Annotated in this window: 13 protein-coding genes; all 13 read left to right on the forward strand. The window is 71.9% G+C overall.

All coding sequences use genetic code 11. From position 1 onward, the window contains the following. The first annotated feature begins 20 nt into the window (after positions 1-20). The 13 genes from argS (at position 21) to glyA (ending at position 16071) form a co-directional block, all read left to right on the forward strand. Complete coding sequence (argS, locus tag ACGFWJ_RS18550) at positions 21-1676, forward strand: arginine--tRNA ligase (RefSeq protein WP_392950684.1); 1656 nt, start codon at positions 21-23, stop codon at positions 1674-1676. A 96-nt stretch (positions 1677-1772) separates the two neighbouring features. After that, on the forward strand, positions 1773-3164 hold the full coding sequence (lysA, locus tag ACGFWJ_RS18555) for a diaminopimelate decarboxylase (protein WP_387865468.1): 1392 nt from the start codon (positions 1773-1775) through the stop codon (positions 3162-3164). A gap of 132 nt (positions 3165-3296) precedes the next feature. Then, the gene (locus ACGFWJ_RS18560) at positions 3297-4589 is read left to right on the forward strand and encodes a homoserine dehydrogenase (RefSeq protein WP_387637308.1); all 1293 of its coding nucleotides are present in this window, start codon (positions 3297-3299) and stop codon (positions 4587-4589) included. A gap of 8 nt (positions 4590-4597) precedes the next feature. Continuing rightward, the gene (gene thrC, locus ACGFWJ_RS18565; protein WP_392950689.1) at positions 4598-5689 is read left to right on the forward strand and encodes a threonine synthase; all 1092 of its coding nucleotides are present in this window, start codon (positions 4598-4600) and stop codon (positions 5687-5689) included. Positions 5690-5963: 274 nt separating this feature from the next. After that, complete coding sequence (gene thrB, locus ACGFWJ_RS18570) at positions 5964-6881, forward strand: homoserine kinase (protein ID WP_387637304.1); 918 nt, start codon at positions 5964-5966, stop codon at positions 6879-6881. A gap of 507 nt (positions 6882-7388) precedes the next feature. Beyond that, the gene (gene rho, locus ACGFWJ_RS18575) at positions 7389-9506 is read left to right on the forward strand and encodes a transcription termination factor Rho (protein ID WP_392950692.1); all 2118 of its coding nucleotides are present in this window, start codon (positions 7389-7391) and stop codon (positions 9504-9506) included. A 143-nt stretch (positions 9507-9649) separates the two neighbouring features. Beyond that, a complete protein-coding gene (locus tag ACGFWJ_RS18580; RefSeq protein ID WP_392950695.1) occupies positions 9650-10762 on the forward strand; it encodes an LCP family protein in 1113 nt (370 codons plus the stop codon). Positions 10763-10887: 125 nt separating this feature from the next. Beyond that, positions 10888-11115: a 50S ribosomal protein L31 gene (rpmE, locus tag ACGFWJ_RS18585; RefSeq protein WP_035866123.1), complete on the forward strand. Its 228-nt coding sequence runs from the start codon at positions 10888-10890 to the stop codon at positions 11113-11115. Positions 11116-11250: 135 nt separating this feature from the next. Further along, the gene (gene prfA, locus ACGFWJ_RS18590; RefSeq protein ID WP_392950699.1) at positions 11251-12327 is read left to right on the forward strand and encodes a peptide chain release factor 1; all 1077 of its coding nucleotides are present in this window, start codon (positions 11251-11253) and stop codon (positions 12325-12327) included. An 18-nt stretch (positions 12328-12345) separates the two neighbouring features. Beyond that, entirely contained in the window at positions 12346-13212 is an 867-nt protein-coding gene (gene prmC, locus ACGFWJ_RS18595) for a peptide chain release factor N(5)-glutamine methyltransferase (protein ID WP_043916027.1), read from the forward strand. A gap of 76 nt (positions 13213-13288) precedes the next feature. After that, positions 13289-13936 carry an L-threonylcarbamoyladenylate synthase gene (locus ACGFWJ_RS18600; RefSeq protein WP_387637294.1) on the forward strand — a complete coding sequence of 216 codons (648 nt, stop codon included), beginning with the start codon at positions 13289-13291 and terminating at the stop codon, positions 13934-13936. 32 nt (positions 13937-13968) lie between these two features. Continuing rightward, a complete protein-coding gene (locus ACGFWJ_RS18605; RefSeq protein WP_392950968.1) occupies positions 13969-14604 on the forward strand; it encodes a protein-tyrosine-phosphatase in 636 nt (211 codons plus the stop codon). A gap of 204 nt (positions 14605-14808) precedes the next feature. Next, the gene (glyA, locus tag ACGFWJ_RS18610) at positions 14809-16071 is read left to right on the forward strand and encodes a serine hydroxymethyltransferase (protein ID WP_387637292.1); all 1263 of its coding nucleotides are present in this window, start codon (positions 14809-14811) and stop codon (positions 16069-16071) included. Positions 16072-16131 lie beyond the last annotated feature (60 nt).

Here is a 16131-nt window from a genome sequence, read left to right on the forward strand (position 1 = left end):
TCTCGCCTAGGCTTGGGCCCGTGACACCCGCAGAACTCTCCCAGGCAGTCCAGGCCGCCGTCAGCGCCGCCATCCAGGCCGGCGAGCTGACCGTCGACGTGCCCGCGCACGTGACGGTCGAGCGGCCCAAGAACAGGGACCACGGCGATTACGCCACCAACGTGGCCCTCCAGCTCGCGAAGCCGGCCGGCAAGCCGCCGCGAGCCGTCGCGGAGATCCTGTCCGCCCGCCTGCGAGAGATCGCCGGCGTCGCGAAGGTCGACATCGCCGGTCCCGGCTTCTTGAACATCACGCTGGACGCGGCCACTCAGGGCGAGCTGGCGCGCACCATCGTCGAGGCGGGCGAGGCGTACGGCCGCAACGACGCGCTCAAGGGCCTGAACATCAACCTGGAGTTCGTCTCGGCGAACCCGACCGGCCCGATCCACATCGGCGGCGTCCGCTGGGCGGCCGTCGGCGACTCGCTGGCCCGCGTCCTCAAGGCGTCCGGCGCCGAGGTGGCCACCGAGTACTACCTCAACGACGCCGGCGTGCAGATCACCAAGTTCGCCAAGTCGCTGAAGGCCGCCGCGAACGGACAGCCCGTTCCGGAGGACGGCTACGTCGGCGAGTACATCGCCGACATCGCCAAGGCCGTCACCGACGGCGTGCCCGGCATCCTGGAGCTGCCCGAGGACGAGCAGCTGCTGGCCTTCCGCACCGAGGGCCTGAAGCTGATGGTCGCCGAGATCCAGCGGTCGATGGCCGAGTTCGGCGTGCACTTCGACACCTGGTTCTCCGAGAAGACGCTGCACGACTCCGGCGCCGTTCAGCAGGCCATGGAGCGGCTGCGCGAGCAGGGCCACGTCTTCGACCGGGACGGCGCGATCTGGCTGCGCACCACCGACTTCGGCGACGACAAGGACCGCGTCCTGATCAAGGCCGACGGCGAGACCACCTACTTCGCCGCCGACGCCGCCTACTACCTGAGCAAGCGGGACCGCGGCGCGGAGGTCTCGGTCTACATGCTCGGCGCCGACCACCACGGCTACGTCAACCGCCTGAAGGCCATCGCGGCCTGCGCCGGCGACGACATGGACCGCAACATCGAGGTGATGATCGGCCAGTTCGTGAAGATGCTGCGCGACGGCAAGGAGGTCCGACTCTCCAAGCGCGCGGGCAACATCATCACGATCGACGACGTGGTCGACTGGATCGGCGTGGACGCCGCCCGCTTCATGCTGGTGCGGCAGTCCACCGACTCCACCATCACCATCGACATCGACCTGGTCACCCGCCAGAGCAACGACAACCCGGTCTTCTACGTGCAGTACGCGCACGCCCGGATGTGTTCCGTGCAGCGCAACGCGGTGGACAAGGGCGTCATCCGCAGCGCGGACTTCAAACCGGAGCTGCTGGACACCGAGTGGGAGAACGACCTGCTCGGCCGGCTCGGCGAGTTCCCGCGGGTGGTGGCCCGGTCCGGTGAGGAGCGCGCCCCGCACCACGTGGCCACCTACCTGACCGAACTGGCCCGCTCCTACCACCGGTTCTACGACAACTGCCAGATTCTGCCGAAGGGCGACGAGCAGGTCACCGACCTCACGCACGCCCGCCTCTGGCTCGCCGACGCCACGCGAACGACGCTCGCCAACGGCCTCGGTCTGCTCGGCGTATCCGCGCCCGAGCGGATGTAAAGCACCACAACCCCCAAGCGCAGCACAGCGGGGGCGGCGGACCGGTCGACGGAGACCGGTCGCCGCCCCTCGCCATAGGTCGAGGAAGTTCCGCACATGTCTCGCTCCGCACACCCCGCAGGTCCCCGGCACGGCGACGTGCTGCCCGAGGGCCACTACCAGGCCCCGCCCGCCGACCTGAACGCCCTCGACCCGAAGATCTGGTCGCGCACCGTCACCCGTGACGCGGACGGCGTCGCCACCGTCGGCGGCGTCGATGTCCGCACCCTGGCCGCCGAGTTCGGCACCCCCGCGTACGTGCTGGACGAGGCCGACTTCCGGGCCCGCGCCCGGGCCTGGCGGGACGCGTTCGGCGACGACGCGGACGTGTACTACGCGGGCAAGGCGTTCCTGTCCAAGGCCGTGGTGCGCTGGCTGCACGAGGAGGGCCTCAACGTCGACGTGTGCTCCTCGGGCGAGCTGCAGGTCGCGCTGGCGGCCGGCATGCCGGGGGAGCGGATCGCGCTGCACGGCAACAACAAGTCGGTGCGGGAGCTGGAGCAGGCCGTGCGGGCCGGCGTCGGGCACATCGTGGTCGACTCGTTCCAGGAGATCGACCGCCTGGCGGAGATCGCCGCGGCGCGGGGCGTCCGCCAGCCGGTGCTGATCCGGATCACCGTCGGCGTCGAGGCGCACACCCATGAGTTCATCGCCACCGCGCACGAGGACCAGAAGTTCGGCCTCTCGCTCTCCGGCGGCCTGGCCGCCGAGGCGGTCCGCCGGGTGCTGGCCAAGCCCTCGCTGGAGCTGCGCGGCATCCACTCGCACATCGGCTCGCAGATCTTCGACTTCGCCGGTTTCGAGGTCGCCGCCCGCCGGGTGGTCGGCCTGCTCGCCGAGGTCCGCGACGAGCACGGCGTCGAACTGCCGGAGATCGACCTCGGCGGCGGCCTCGGCATCGCGTACACCCCCGACGACGATCCGCGCGAGCCCGCTGAGATCGCCGTCTCGCTCGGTGAGATCGTCCGACGCGAGTGCACGGCAGCACAGTTGACGGCCCCTCGGATCTCGGTGGAGCCCGGCCGGGCGATCGTCGGCCCGACCGCTTTCACGCTGTACGAGGTCGGCACCGTCAAGCACCTGGAGGGCCTGCGCACCTACGTCAGCGTGGACGGCGGCATGTCCGACAACATCCGCACCGCGCTGTACGACGCCGAGTACTCGGTGGCGCTGGTCTCCCGCACCAGCGAGGCCGAACCGATGCTGGTCAGGGTGGTCGGCAAGCACTGCGAGTCCGGCGACATCGTGGTCCGGGACGCCTTCCTGCCCGCCGACCTGGCGCCCGGCGACCTGATCGCGGTGCCCGCCACCGGCGCCTACTGCCGGTCGATGGCGAGCAACTACAACCACGCCCTCAAGCCCCCCGTGCTGGCCGTCGCGGACGGTGCGGCCCGAGTGATCGTCCGCCGCGAAACGGAGGAGGATCTCCTGCGGCTCGATATCGGCTGACGAAATTTTCGTCTCAGAACGTGGACCAGCCGTAGATCCGTGCGGAAAGTCCCGGAGACTGGTGGGGACAGGAAAGCCCCCGGGGAAACCGAATCGCCCCGGCGGGGACCGAAGAATGCAGAGCGGAGTCGGATGATGCGTACGCGCCCGCTGAAGGTGGCGTTGCTGGGCTGTGGTGTGGTGGGCTCCGAGGTGGCGCGCATCATGACGACGACAGCCGACGACCTCGCCGCGCGCATCGGCGCCCCGGTGGAGCTCGCCGGCATCGCGGTACGGCGGGCCGGGCGCCCCCGTCCCGGGGTGCCCGAGCACCTGCTCACCACCGACGCCGAGGCCCTGGTCGGCCGCGACGACATCGACGTGGTGATCGAGGTCGTGGGCGGCATCGAGCCGTCCAAATCGCTGATCCTGAAAGCCTTCCAGGGCGGCGCCTCGGTGGTCTCCGCCAACAAGGCACTGCTCGCCAAGGACGGCGCCGAACTGCACGCCGCGGCCGCCGAGGCCGGCGTCGACCTCTACTACGAGGCCGCCGTGGCCGGCGCCATCCCGCTGCTGCGCCCGCTGCGCGAGTCGCTGGCCGGCGACAAGGTGAACCGGGTGCTGGGCATCGTCAACGGCACCACCAACTTCATCCTCGACAAGATGGACTCCACCGGCGCCGGGTACTCCGAAGCGCTGGAGGAGGCCACCGCACTGGGCTACGCCGAGGCCGACCCGACCGCCGACGTGGAGGGCTTCGACGCCGCCGCGAAGGCCGCCATCCTGGCCGGCATCGCCTTCCACACCAAGGTGACCGCCGCGGACGTCTACCGCGAGGGCATCACCGAGGTCTCCGCCGCCGACATCGCCTCCGCCAAGGAGATGGGCTGCGTGGTCAAGCTGCTGGCGATCTGCGAGCGCTCCGCCGACGGCAGCTCGGTCACCGCCCGGGTGCACCCGGCGATGATCCCGCTCAGCCACCCGCTGGCCTCCGTCCGCGAGGCGTACAACGCGGTGTTCGTCGAGGCCGAGGCGGCCGGCCGGCTGATGTTCTACGGCCCCGGCGCGGGCGGCTCGCCGACCGCCTCCGCGGTCCTCGGCGACCTGGTCGCGGTCTGCCGCAACAAGGTCAACGGCACCACCGGCCCCGGCGACTCGGTCTACACCCAGCTGCCCGCCAAGCCGATGGACCAGGTGGTCACCCGCTACCACGTCAGCCTCGACGTGGACGACCGGGCCGGCGTGCTCGCCCAGGTCGCCTCGGTCTTCGCCGAGCACGGCGTCTCCATCGACACCGTGCGCCAGCAGGGCCGCGACGGCGACGCCGCACTCGTCGTGGTCACCCACCGCGCCACCGACGCCGCCCTGTCGGCGACGGTCGACAAGCTCCGCGCACTGGACAGCGTGCGCGACGTGGCCAGCATCATGCGGGTCGAAGGGGAGTAGGAAGAACCATGAACGCCGAAAACGCTGCCCGAGGCACCCACACCCACCAGTGGCGCGGCCTCATCGAGGAGTACCGCGACCGCCTCCCGGTCACCGACTCCACCCCCGTGGTCACCCTGCTCGAGGGCGGCACGCCCCTCGTCCCCGCCCAGGTGCTCTCCGAGCGCACCGGCTGCGAGGTCTACCTCAAGGTCGAAGGCGCCAACCCGACCGGCTCCTTCAAGGACCGCGGGATGACCATGGCCATCTCCAAGGCCAAGGAGGACGGCGCCCAGGCCGTCATCTGCGCCTCCACCGGCAACACCTCCGCCTCCGCCGCCGCCTACGCGGTCCGGGCCGGCATGGTGTCCGCCGTGCTCGTCCCGCAGGGCAAGATCGCCCTCGGCAAGATGGGCCAGGCGCTGGTGCACGGCGCGAAGATCCTCCAGGTGGACGGCAACTTCGACGACTGCCTGACCCTCGCCCGCGAACTCTCCGAGAAGTACCCGGTCGCCCTGGTCAACTCGGTCAACCCGGTGCGCATCGAGGGCCAGAAGACCGCCGCCTTCGAGATCGTCGACATGCTCGGCGACGCCCCCGACATCCACGTCCTCCCGGTCGGCAACGCCGGCAACATCACCGCCTACTGGCGGGGTTACCGCGAATATGCGGCCGACGGCCTTTCCACCAAGACCCCGCGGATGTGGGGCTTCCAGGCGGCCGGCTCCGCACCCATCGTGGACGGCGCCCCGGTGCTCAAGCCGCAGACCATCGCCACCGCGATCCGGATCGGCAACCCCGCCTCCTGGGACTTCGCGCTGGCCGCCCGGGACGAGTCCGGCGGCCTGATCGACAAGGTGACGGACCGCCAGATCCTGTCCGCCTACCGCCTGTTGGCCGCGCGGGAGGGCGTCTTCGTGGAGCCCGCCTCGGCCGCCTCGGTGGCCGGCCTGCTCGCCAAGGCCGAGGCCGGACTGGTCGACCCCGGCCAGCGGATCGTCTGCACCGTCACCGGCAACGGCCTCAAGGACCCGGACTGGGCGGTGGCCGGCGCGCCGCAGCCGCAGATCGTCCCGATCGACCCCGAGACGGCCGCCCGCAGCCTCGGCCTGCTCGACTGATCCTGCGTCAACGCCCTTGAGTGGCGGGCCTGATCGGGCCCGCCGCTCAACCGCATCTGCGCTGCTTTCAGGTCATCCGACCGGCGCTTTTCCGCTTCTTGTGGCAACACGGAAGATCCGGGCCGGGCAGGGTGTACCGCTCTGGAACCTCTCTTCGATACGCTGGACCCCGGCGGGCCGCGCCATGCTGCGCGCTCCCTTCGACCAACCCGCCGTCGTACCACCGCAGGCCCCGTCGTCCGGGCCGCCCCCACTTTTCAGGAGTGTCCACCGCATGGCCGGTCCCGCGTTCCGCGCCGCCGCCGTCCGGGTCCGCGTTCCCGCGACCAGCGCCAACCTCGGCCCCGGCTTCGACGCTTTCGGCCTCGCCCTCGGGCTCTACGACGACGTGGTGGTCCGGGTCGCCGACTCCGGCCTGAGCGTGGACATCGCCGGCGAGGGCGCCGACACCCTGCCCCGCGACGAGCGCCACCTGCTGGTCCGCTCGCTGCGCGCCGCCTTCGACCGGCTCGGCGGACAGCCCCGCGGCCTCGAAGTGGTCTGCGCCAACCGCATACCGCACGGCCGCGGCCTGGGCTCCTCGTCCGCGGCGATCTGCGCCGGCATCGTCGCCGCCCGCGCGGTCACCATCGGCGGCGCTTCCGCCCTCGACGACGACGCGCTGCTCGCCCTCGCCTCCGAGCTGGAGGGCCACCCCGACAACGTCGCGGCCTGCCTGCGCGGTAACTTCACCGTCGCCTGGACCGAGGACGGCACCGCCCGCACCATCACGCTCGACCCCTCCGACCGAGTGGTTCCGGTCGTGTTCGTGCCCTCGACCGAGGTGCTCACCGAAACGGCGCGCGGTCTCCTCCCCAAGACCGTTCCGCTCTCCGACGCCGCCGTCAACGCCGGCCGCGCCGCACTGCTGGTCGAGGCGCTCACCCGCCGCCCCGAACTGCTGCTCACCGCCACCGAGGACCGCCTGCACCAGGACTACCGGGCCTCCGCCATGCCCGACAGCGCCGCCCTGGTCGCCACGCTGCGCGCCGAGGGCGTGCCGGCCGTCATCTCGGGTGCCGGACCGACGGTGCTCGCCCTCGCCGACGAGGCCGGCGCGGAGAAGCTGCTCAACTTCGCGGGGCCGCAGTTCGCGGCGCACCGGCTGGAGCTCGACCGCACCGGCGCGACGGTTCTGCCGCTCGACATGTGAGACGGACACGATTGACAAACAAAGGGCTGGGGAATGTGTCAGGGGGTCGGTAGTGTTAACCTCATTGCTGCACCAGATGCCCTCCGGGGCCCGGTGCGACGCATCCCGATCCCGTTCCCCCGTCCGCACGGGGGCCGGAAGCTCGGGATCACGATTCTCCGGGAGCCCGCCACACTGCGTACGCAGCCTGCCTGCGCAACTGCGGCCCATCCCGAAGCCGTGACGGCACCAGACTCCCACCCGCAGCCTCTGCACTGAGGCCTGGCCGGGCGGGGCCCGAACTGCCGCCGCGCGACGGGGGCCCGGGCATCAACAAGGCGCAGCGAGGTCGGTACCGGCCGTCCGCGCCACCTTCGCACCACAGTGCACCGCACTTCGCAGCTCCCCGGAAGGACCAGCCTTCCGCGGGAATCCAGCCCCTGACCAGCGCACAGAGACGTTGGACAGGACAGCACAACCGGTCGCCGTGCCAGACAGGCCGACGTCCGCTCCAGGGAAGGACCCTTAGTGAGCGACACCACCGATCTGATGGGCGCGCGCCCGGACGCCGAGGCGTCGGACGCAGCCGCCGCCCCCGCGGCTCCGGCGCGACGCCGTCGTACCGCTGCCGCCGGCCTGGACGGCCTGGTCCTGGCCGAGCTCCAGAAGCTCGCCTCGACCCTCGGGATCAGCGGTACCGGACGGATGCGCAAGAGCCAGCTGATCGAGGCCATCAAGGAGAAGAGCGGCGGAGACCCGCTGCTCGCGGGCGGCTCCGCCCCCGCCGCTCCGGCCGCCAAGAAGGCCGCCAAGTCGGCTGCTCCCGCCGCCGAGGCCGCTCCGGCCGCCGCGGAGGAGAAGGAGAAGCCGGCCCGCCGCGCCCGCACCGCCGCCGCCACCGAGCCGCAGCCGCAGGCGCAGATCGAGATCCCGGTGCAGGCCGCCGCCGACACCGCGGCCGCCACCACCCGGACCGAGCGTCCGCGCCGCCGCGCCACCGCCGCCGCCGGTGCGCCGACCGCCGAGGCCGCGGCCACCACCACCACCGAGCAGGCCCAGCCGGCCGCCGAGGCCAAGGCCGAGGGCCAGCGCCAGGCCGCCGAGGGCGAGGGCCGTTCCGAGCGCCGCGAGCGCCGGGACCGCCGCGACCGCCGCGAGGGCGGCGAGCGCACCGAGCGTGCCGAGCGCACCGAGACCGCCGCGGCCGACAGCGACGGCGAACTGCGCGAGTCCCGCCGGGACCGCCGCAACCGCCGTGAGCGCGACCGCGCCGACCGGCAGCAGGGCGGCGGCCAGCAGCAGGACGGCGGCCAGTCCCGCCAGCAGGGCCAGCAGCAGGGCCAGAGCCAGGGCCAGCAGCAGGGCGGCGGCGCCCAGCAGCAGGGCGGCTACGACGACGACGAGTTCGGCGACGGCCGCCGCGGCCGCCGTGGCCGCTACCGCGACCGCCGGGGCCGTCGCCGCGACGGCTTCGAGGGCACGACCGGCCCCGAGGTCCCGCTGAGCGACGACGACGTCCTGATCCCGGTCGCGGGCATCCTGGACATCCTCGACAACTACGCGTTCGTCCGGACCTCCGGCTACCTGCCCGGCCAGAACGACGTCTACGTCTCGCTGGCCCAGGTCCGCAAGCACGGCCTGCGCAAGGGTGACGCCATCACCGGCGCCGTCCGGCAGCCGAAGGACGGCGAGCGCCGCGAGAAGTTCAACGCCATGGTGCGCCTGGACTCCGTCAACGGCATGGACCCGGACAGCGGCCGCGGCCGCCCCGAGTTCGGCAAGCTGACCCCGCTGTACCCGCAGGAGCGGCTGCGCCTGGAGACCGACCCGGGCGTGCTGACCACCCGGATCATCGACCTGGTGTCGCCGATCGGCAAGGGCCAGCGTGGTCTGATCGTGGCCCCGCCGAAGACCGGTAAGACCATGATCATGCAGGCGATCGCCAACGCGATCACCCACAACAACCCCGAGTGCCACCTGATGGTCGTCCTGGTCGACGAGCGTCCGGAAGAGGTCACCGACATGCAGCGGTCGGTGAAGGGCGAGGTCATCTCCTCGACCTTCGACCGCCCGGCCGAGGACCACACCACCGTCGCCGAGCTCGCCATCGAGCGTGCCAAGCGCCTGGTGGAGCTGGGCCACGACGTGGTGATCCTGCTGGACTCCATCACCCGTCTGGGCCGCGCCTACAACCTGGCCGCGCCCGCCTCCGGCCGCATCCTGTCCGGTGGTGTCGACTCGACCGCGCTGTACCCGCCGAAGAAGTTCTTCGGTGCCGCGCGCAACATCGAGAACGGCGGCTCGCTGACCATCCTGGCCACCGCGCTGGTCGAGACCGGCTCGCGGATGGACGAGGTGATCTTCGAGGAGTTCAAGGGCACCGGCAACATGGAGCTCAAGCTCGACCGGAAGCTCTCGGACAAGCGCATCTTCCCGTCCGTCGACGTGGACGCCTCCGGCACCCGCAAGGAGGAGATCCTGCTCGGCCACGAGGAGCTCTCCATCGTCTGGAAGCTCCGCCGGGTGCTGCACGCTCTGGACTCGCAGCAGGCGATCGAGCTGCTGCTGGACAAGATGAAGCAGACCAAGACGAACGCCGAGTTCCTGATGCAGATCGCCAAGAACACCCCGGGTTCCGGCGACTGATCCGGTTACGCCCTGCTGAGACCCCGTACCGCCGCGCGCGGTGCGGGGTCTCAGGCTTTTCTCAGGCGGGGTTCGCAACCCGCTCGCCCTACCGGTGCGTCACTTATGCTCGAAAGGTCGCACTCCAGGTGAAATGAGGCGATATGGCCGAACACCGGAAGACCCGCTTCACGGGTCGACGCGGACTGCGGATCGCGCTGTTCGCGCTGGTCGCCGTGCTGTTGCTGGTCGCAGGACTGGGTGGGCTCGCCTACTGGAAGCTGAACCGGAACCTGCACGGCGTCGACATCTCCGGGCAACTGGGCAGTGCCCGGCCGCCCGCCTCCACCGACGGCTCGTTCAACCTGCTGGTGCTCGGCTCGGACTCCCGGGCCGGCGCCAACGGCGACCTGGCCGGTGGTGACACCGGGAACACCGCCCGCTCCGACACCGCCATGGTGGTGCACGTCAACCAGACGCACACGGCCGCCTCGGTGGTCTCCATACCGCGCGACACCCTGGTCGCCCGGCCCGCCTGTACCGGTCCGGACGGCAAGCCCGTCCCGGCGGTCCGCAGCGCGATGTACAACTCGGCGTTCGAGGTCGGCGGACCGGTCTGCGCGGTGAAGACCACCGAGCAGCTCACCGGGATGCGGATGGACCACTTCGTCGAGCTGGACTTCGCCGGCTTCGCCTCGGTGATCGACGCGATCGGCGGGGTGGACGTCACCACCACCGTGCCGATAAGCGACCAGGACAGCGGGCTCCAGCTGCCGGCCGGCACCCACCACCTGGGCGGGCAACAGGCGCTGGCGTTCGTCCGCACCCGGCACGGCGTCGGCGACGGCAGCGACCTGGGGCGGATCGAGCTCCAGAAGGAGATGGTGAAGGCCATGCTCGGCCGGATCGACGCGCAGGGCCTGGCCACCGATCCGATGGCGGTGTGGAGCCTCGGCGACAAGCTCACCAAGTCGCTCACCACCGACTCCGACCTGGCCTCGGTGAGCTCGCTGGTGGGCCTGGCGCAGACCCTGAAGCGGATCGGCCCGGATCAGCTGACCATGGTCACACTGCCCGTGACGTACGCCCCCAGCGACCCGAACCGGGTGGCCCCGAAGAACCCGGACGCCCAGCAGCTCTGGGCGGCGCTGCGGGTCGACCAGCCGGTGCCGACCCCGGTGGTCTCCGAGCAGCCCAGCAACCCGGCGGAGGCCTCCCCGTCCGCCCGGGCGTCGATCAGCCCCGGCGCGGCGGCCCCGTACCGGGGCGCGGAATAGCGCAACCCCCCTCCCGGTTTGGGAAGAAGCGGGCAGTGCTGGCACACTGGTCCGTCGGTCCCGGTTCACGTGCGGATGTCCATGTTCGCCGACCCGGTGCCCTCCCGATCAGCTAGGAGAATCCGTTGAAGTCCAACGTTCACCCGGAGTACGTGGTCACCAAGGTGACCTGCACCTGCGGCAACGAGTTCACCACTCGCTCGACCGAGACCAGCGGTGAGATCCGCGCCGAGGTCTGCTCGAACTGCCACCCGTTCTACACCGGCAAGCAGAAGATTCTGGACACCGGTGGCCGCGTGGCCCGCTTCGAGGCGCGCTTCGGCAAGAAGCTTTCCGGCAACAAGTCGGCCTAGCGCTTCCACGGCGCCGGTCTCGGGCGCCCTCGTGTACTGCACGGGGGCGTTCGGGCCGGCGCCGTTCGCGTCTCTCCTGCCCAGCACCCAGGTTGGGCACCCCCTGTTCGGCACTCACGGAAGTAGGACCACCCGATGTTCGAGGCAGTCGAAGAGCTCCTCGTCGAGCACGCCGACCTCGAGAAGAGGCTGGCCGATCCGTCCGTGCACGCCGACCAGGCGAACGCGCGCAAGCTGGCCAAGCGGTACGCCGAGCTGACCCCCATCACCCGGACCTACCTGGCCTGGAGGCAGGCCGGCGAGGACATCGTCGCCGCGCGTGAACTCGCCGCCGAGGACCCGGACTTCATCGCCGAGGCGAAGGCGTCCGAGGCGCAGCAGGCGGAGCTCACCGAGGAGCTGCGGCTGCTGCTGGTGCCGCGCGACCCCAACGACGACAAGGACGTCATCCTGGAGGTCAAGGCGGGTGAGGGCGGCGAGGAGTCCGCGCTGTTCGCCGGTGACCTGCTGCGGATGTACCTGCGGTACGCGGAGCGGGTCGGCTGGAAGACCGAGATCATCGACGCCAACGAGTCCGACCTCGGCGGCTACAAGGACGTCTCGGTGGCCGTGAAGACCAAGGGGAACGCCGAGCCCGGCCACGGCGTCTGGGCGCAGCTGAAGTACGAGGGTGGCGTGCACCGGGTGCAGCGGGTGCCCGCGACCGAGTCGCAGGGCCGCATCCACACCTCCGCCGCGGGCGTGCTGGTCACCCCGGAGGCCGAGGAGGTCGAGGTGGAGATCCACGCCAACGACCTGCGGATCGACGTCTACCGCTCCTCCGGCCCGGGCGGGCAGTCGGTCAACACCACCGACTCCGCGGTCCGGATCACCCACCTGCCGACCGGTATCGTCGCGTCCTGCCAGAACGAGAAGAGCCAGCTGCAGAACAAGGAGCAGGCGATGCGCATCCTGCGTTCGCGGCTGCTGGCCGCCGCGCAGGAGGAGGCCGAGCGGGAGGCGTCCGACGCCCGCCGCAGCCAGGTCCGCACGGTCGACCGCTCCGAACGGATCCGGACGTACAACTTCCCGGAGAACCGCATCTCCGACCACCGCACCGGGTTCAAGTCGTACAACCTGGACCAGGTGCTGGACGGCGACCTGAACGCGGTGATCCAGTCCTGTGTGGACGCCGACGCCGCGGCCAAGCTGGCCGCCGCGCAGGAGAACTGAGCCTAAGGGGCCCGAGGGATGAACCTGCTGCTCGCCGAGGTGGCCCAGGCCACCCAGCGCCTCGCCGCGGCCGGCGTACCCTCGCCGCGTTTCGACGCCGAGGAGCTGGCCGCGCACATCCACGGCGTGAAGCGCAGCCAGCTGCATACCGTGCCGGACGGGGACTTCGACGCCCGCTACTGGGAGGCGATCTCCCGCCGTGAGCAGCGCGAGCCGCTGCAGCACATCACCGGGCGGGCGTTCTTCCGCTACCTCGAACTGGAGGTCGGCCCCGGGGTGTTCGTGCCCCGGCCGGAGACCGAGACAGTGGTCGAGTGGGCGATAGAGGCGGTCCGCGCGATGGACGTCGCCGAGCCGCTGGTGGTCGACCTGTGCACCGGCTCCGGGGCGATCGCGCTGGCGCTCGCCCAGGAGCTGCCGCGTTCCACGGTGCACGCGTTCGAGCTCGACGAGGGCGCGATCGCCTACACCCGCCGCAACATCGAGGCCAGCCCCGACCGGGCCCGGGTCCACCTGCACCAGGGCGACGCCACCAAGGCGTTCGCCGACGACCGGGCCTGGGACGGCCGGTTCGACCTGGTGATCAGCAATCCGCCGTACATCCCGCTCACCGAGTGGGAGTACGTCGCCCCCGAGGCCCGCGACCACGACCCGCAGATGTCGCTGTTCTCCGGCGAGGACGGCCTGGACACCATCCGCGGCATCGAGCGGGTCGCCGCCCGGCTGCTGCGGCCCGGCGGCGCGGTGGTGATCGAACACGCGGACACCCAGGGCGGCCAGGTTCCGTGGATCTTCCGCGAGGAGGGCGGCTGGACGGACGCCGCCGACCACCGGGACCTGAACAACCGGCCGCGCTTCACAACGGCCCGGAGGGCTTCGTTGTGAACATCAGGCACAGCACAACGGCGCGCCGCGCTTCGCTGTAGACCACCACTGAATTCACCGGAAGGGGATTGCTCCGATGAGCCGCCGATACGACTGCTCCGACGCCCAGGATCGCGCCAGCGGGCTGCGTGAGGCCGCCACGGCGATCCGCCGCGGGGAGCTGGTGGTGGTGCCGACCGACACGCTGTACGGGATCGCGGCGGACGCGTTCTCGCCGGAGGCGGTCGGCGCGCTGCTGGCGGCCAAGGGGCGCGGGCGGAACATGCCCTCGCCGGTGCTGGTCGGCTCGCCGACCACGCTGCACGGGCTGGTCACCGACTTCTCCGAGCAGGCCTGGGAGCTGGTGGACGCGTTCTGGCCGGGCGGCCTGACCCTGGTGGCCCGGCACCAGCCGTCGCTGCGCTGGGACCTGGGCGAGACCCGGGGCACCGTCGCCGTCCGGATGCCGCTGCACCCGGTCGCGCTGGAACTGCTGAACGCCACCGGCCCGCTCGCGGTGTCCTCCGCCAACAAGACCGGCGGCCCGTCCCCGTCCACCTGCGACGCGGCCGAGGCGCAACTCGGTGACGCGGTGTCGATCTACCTCGACGGCGGGACGGCCGACTACGCCACGGCCTCCACCATCGTCGACGTCACCGGCAAGGTGCCGGTGGTGCTGCGGGCGGGCGCGATCAGCGTCGAGCAGCTGAGGGAGGTCGCTCCGGACGTCGAGGCCGGCAGTTGACCGCCGCCCCGTTGTACGGAGCGGGGAGTGCCCTGGCGCCGTTCCCGGCGTCCGGGCCGCTCCCGCTGGACACCTTCAAGATCCTGTTCGTCTGCACCGGCAACATCTGCCGCTCCCCGATCGCCGAGCGCCTGGCGCGGTTGGAGCTGGACTCCCGGCTGGGCGCCCGGGTGGGCGGCCGGATCGTCGTGGAGAGCGCCGGGACCTGGGGCCACGAGGGCGCCCCGATGGAGGCGCACGCGGCCACCGTGCTGGGTGAGTACGGCGCGGACAGCGCCGGCTTCGCCGGGCGGGAGCTGCTCGACGAACACGTGATCGACGCCGACCTGGTGCTGACCGCGACCCTGGACCACCGCGCGCAGGTGATCTCGATGGGACACGCGGCGGGTCTGCGCACCTTCACGCTGAAGGAGTTCACCCGGTTGGTGCAAAGGGTCGATCCGCGGACCCTGCCCGACCCCAGGGACGGCGCGCGGCTGACCGAACGCGCCCGCGCGCTGGTCCGCTCGGCCGCCGCCCTGCGCGGCTGGCTGCTGGCCGCCGCACCGGAATCGGATGAGCTGAGGGACCCGTACGGGGCGCCGATCGGCATGTTCCGCAACTGCGGCGAGGAGATATTCGACGCGCTGGACCCGGTGGTGACCGCACTGACCGGCGTGGACCGGTGAGTTGAGCGCCCTCCACTAAAGTTTCGGTGGAGAAGTTGTGAAGCCTGCGTGCGCAGGCGATGCAGGTGACCGAGGCGCGGCCGAAAGGCCCAGTCCCGCGCGTGGGGGCGGGCCCGGTGACAGGGGCCGACCTAGGCTGGAGAGATCTCCGCCCGCACCGGCCCCCTCGCCTTCGGCTGGGGGACCCCCCACCCGGGAGCCAGCATGACGGTCGCCGATGCCCGACAGACCCACTGGCAGGCCGCCGAGGCCCTGCGCGCGGCGGACCCGCTGACCGCCGACCTGCTCGCCGCCGAGGACGAACGCCGGGCCGATTCCGTGCAGTTGCTGGCCGGCGAGAACCTGGCCACCCCCGCCGTGCTGGCGGCGCTGACCGGCCCGCTGATCGACAAGTACGCCGAGGGCTACCCCGGCCGCCGCCACCACACCGGCTGCGCGCCCGCCGACACCGTCGAGCTGCTGGCGGTCGACCGGGCCCGCGAACTGTTCGCCGCCCCGCACGCCAACGTCCAGCCCCGGTCGGCGACTTCGGCCGTGCTGGCGGCCTACGCGGCGCTGCTGCGGCCGGGCGACGCGGTGCTGGCGATGTCGCTGGAGCACGGCGGCCACCTGAGCGCCGGTTCGCGGGCCAACTTCTCCGGCCGCTGGTTCCAGTTCCACGGCTACGGGGTGCGCGAGGAGGACGGCCTGATCGACCTCGACCAGGTCCGCCGGCTGGCCCACGAGCACCGTCCCAAGGCGATCGTCGCGGGCGGCATCTCCTACCCCCGGCACCTGGACTGGGCGGCCTTCCGGGAGATCGCCGACGAGGTGGACGCCTACCTGATCGCCACCGCCGGGCAGAGCGCCGGCCTGGTCGCGGCCGGCCTAGCGCCGTCCCCGGTGCCGTACGCGGACGTCACCGCCGTGGCCACCCACAAGCTGCTGCGCGGCCCGCGCGGCGGCCTGCTGCTGTGCACCGACGAACTGGCGGACCGGATCGACCGCGCGGTGTTCCCGTTCTGCCAGGGCGGGGCGGCGATGAACGAGGTGGCCGCCAAGGCGGTGGCGCTGGCCCAGGCCGCCACCCCCGCCTTCGCCGAGTACGCCCGTCGGGCCGTGGCCGGAGCCCGGGCGCTGGCCGCCGCGCTGGCCGCCGCCGGGGCCGCGCCGCTCACCGGCGGCACCGACACCCACCTGGTGACCGCGGAGGTCGGCGGCCTCGGCCTGACCGGCGTGGAGGCCGAACGCCGTTGCGCCGCAGCGGGGTTGATGCTCGGGAGGTGCGCCGTCCCGTACGACCCGGCGCCGCCCACCGAGACCTCCGGGATCCGGCTCGGCACCGGCACCTGCGCGGCCCAGGGGATGGGGGAGAGCGAGCTCGGCGAGGTCGGTGAGCTGCTCGGACAGGTGCTGCGCGGGGCCGAGCCGGCGTCGGTGCGGGGCCGGGTCCGGGAGCTGGCGCGGGCCTTCGCCGGGCGCCGCTGAGCATCCGGTGGCCGCGGAGGCGAACCGCGATGCGGGGGCTGGGCGTCGGAGTCAATAAGG

It is taken from the genome of Kitasatospora sp. NPDC048407 (genome assembly GCF_043200475.1).
GTDB lineage: Bacteria > Actinomycetota > Actinomycetes > Streptomycetales > Streptomycetaceae > Kitasatospora.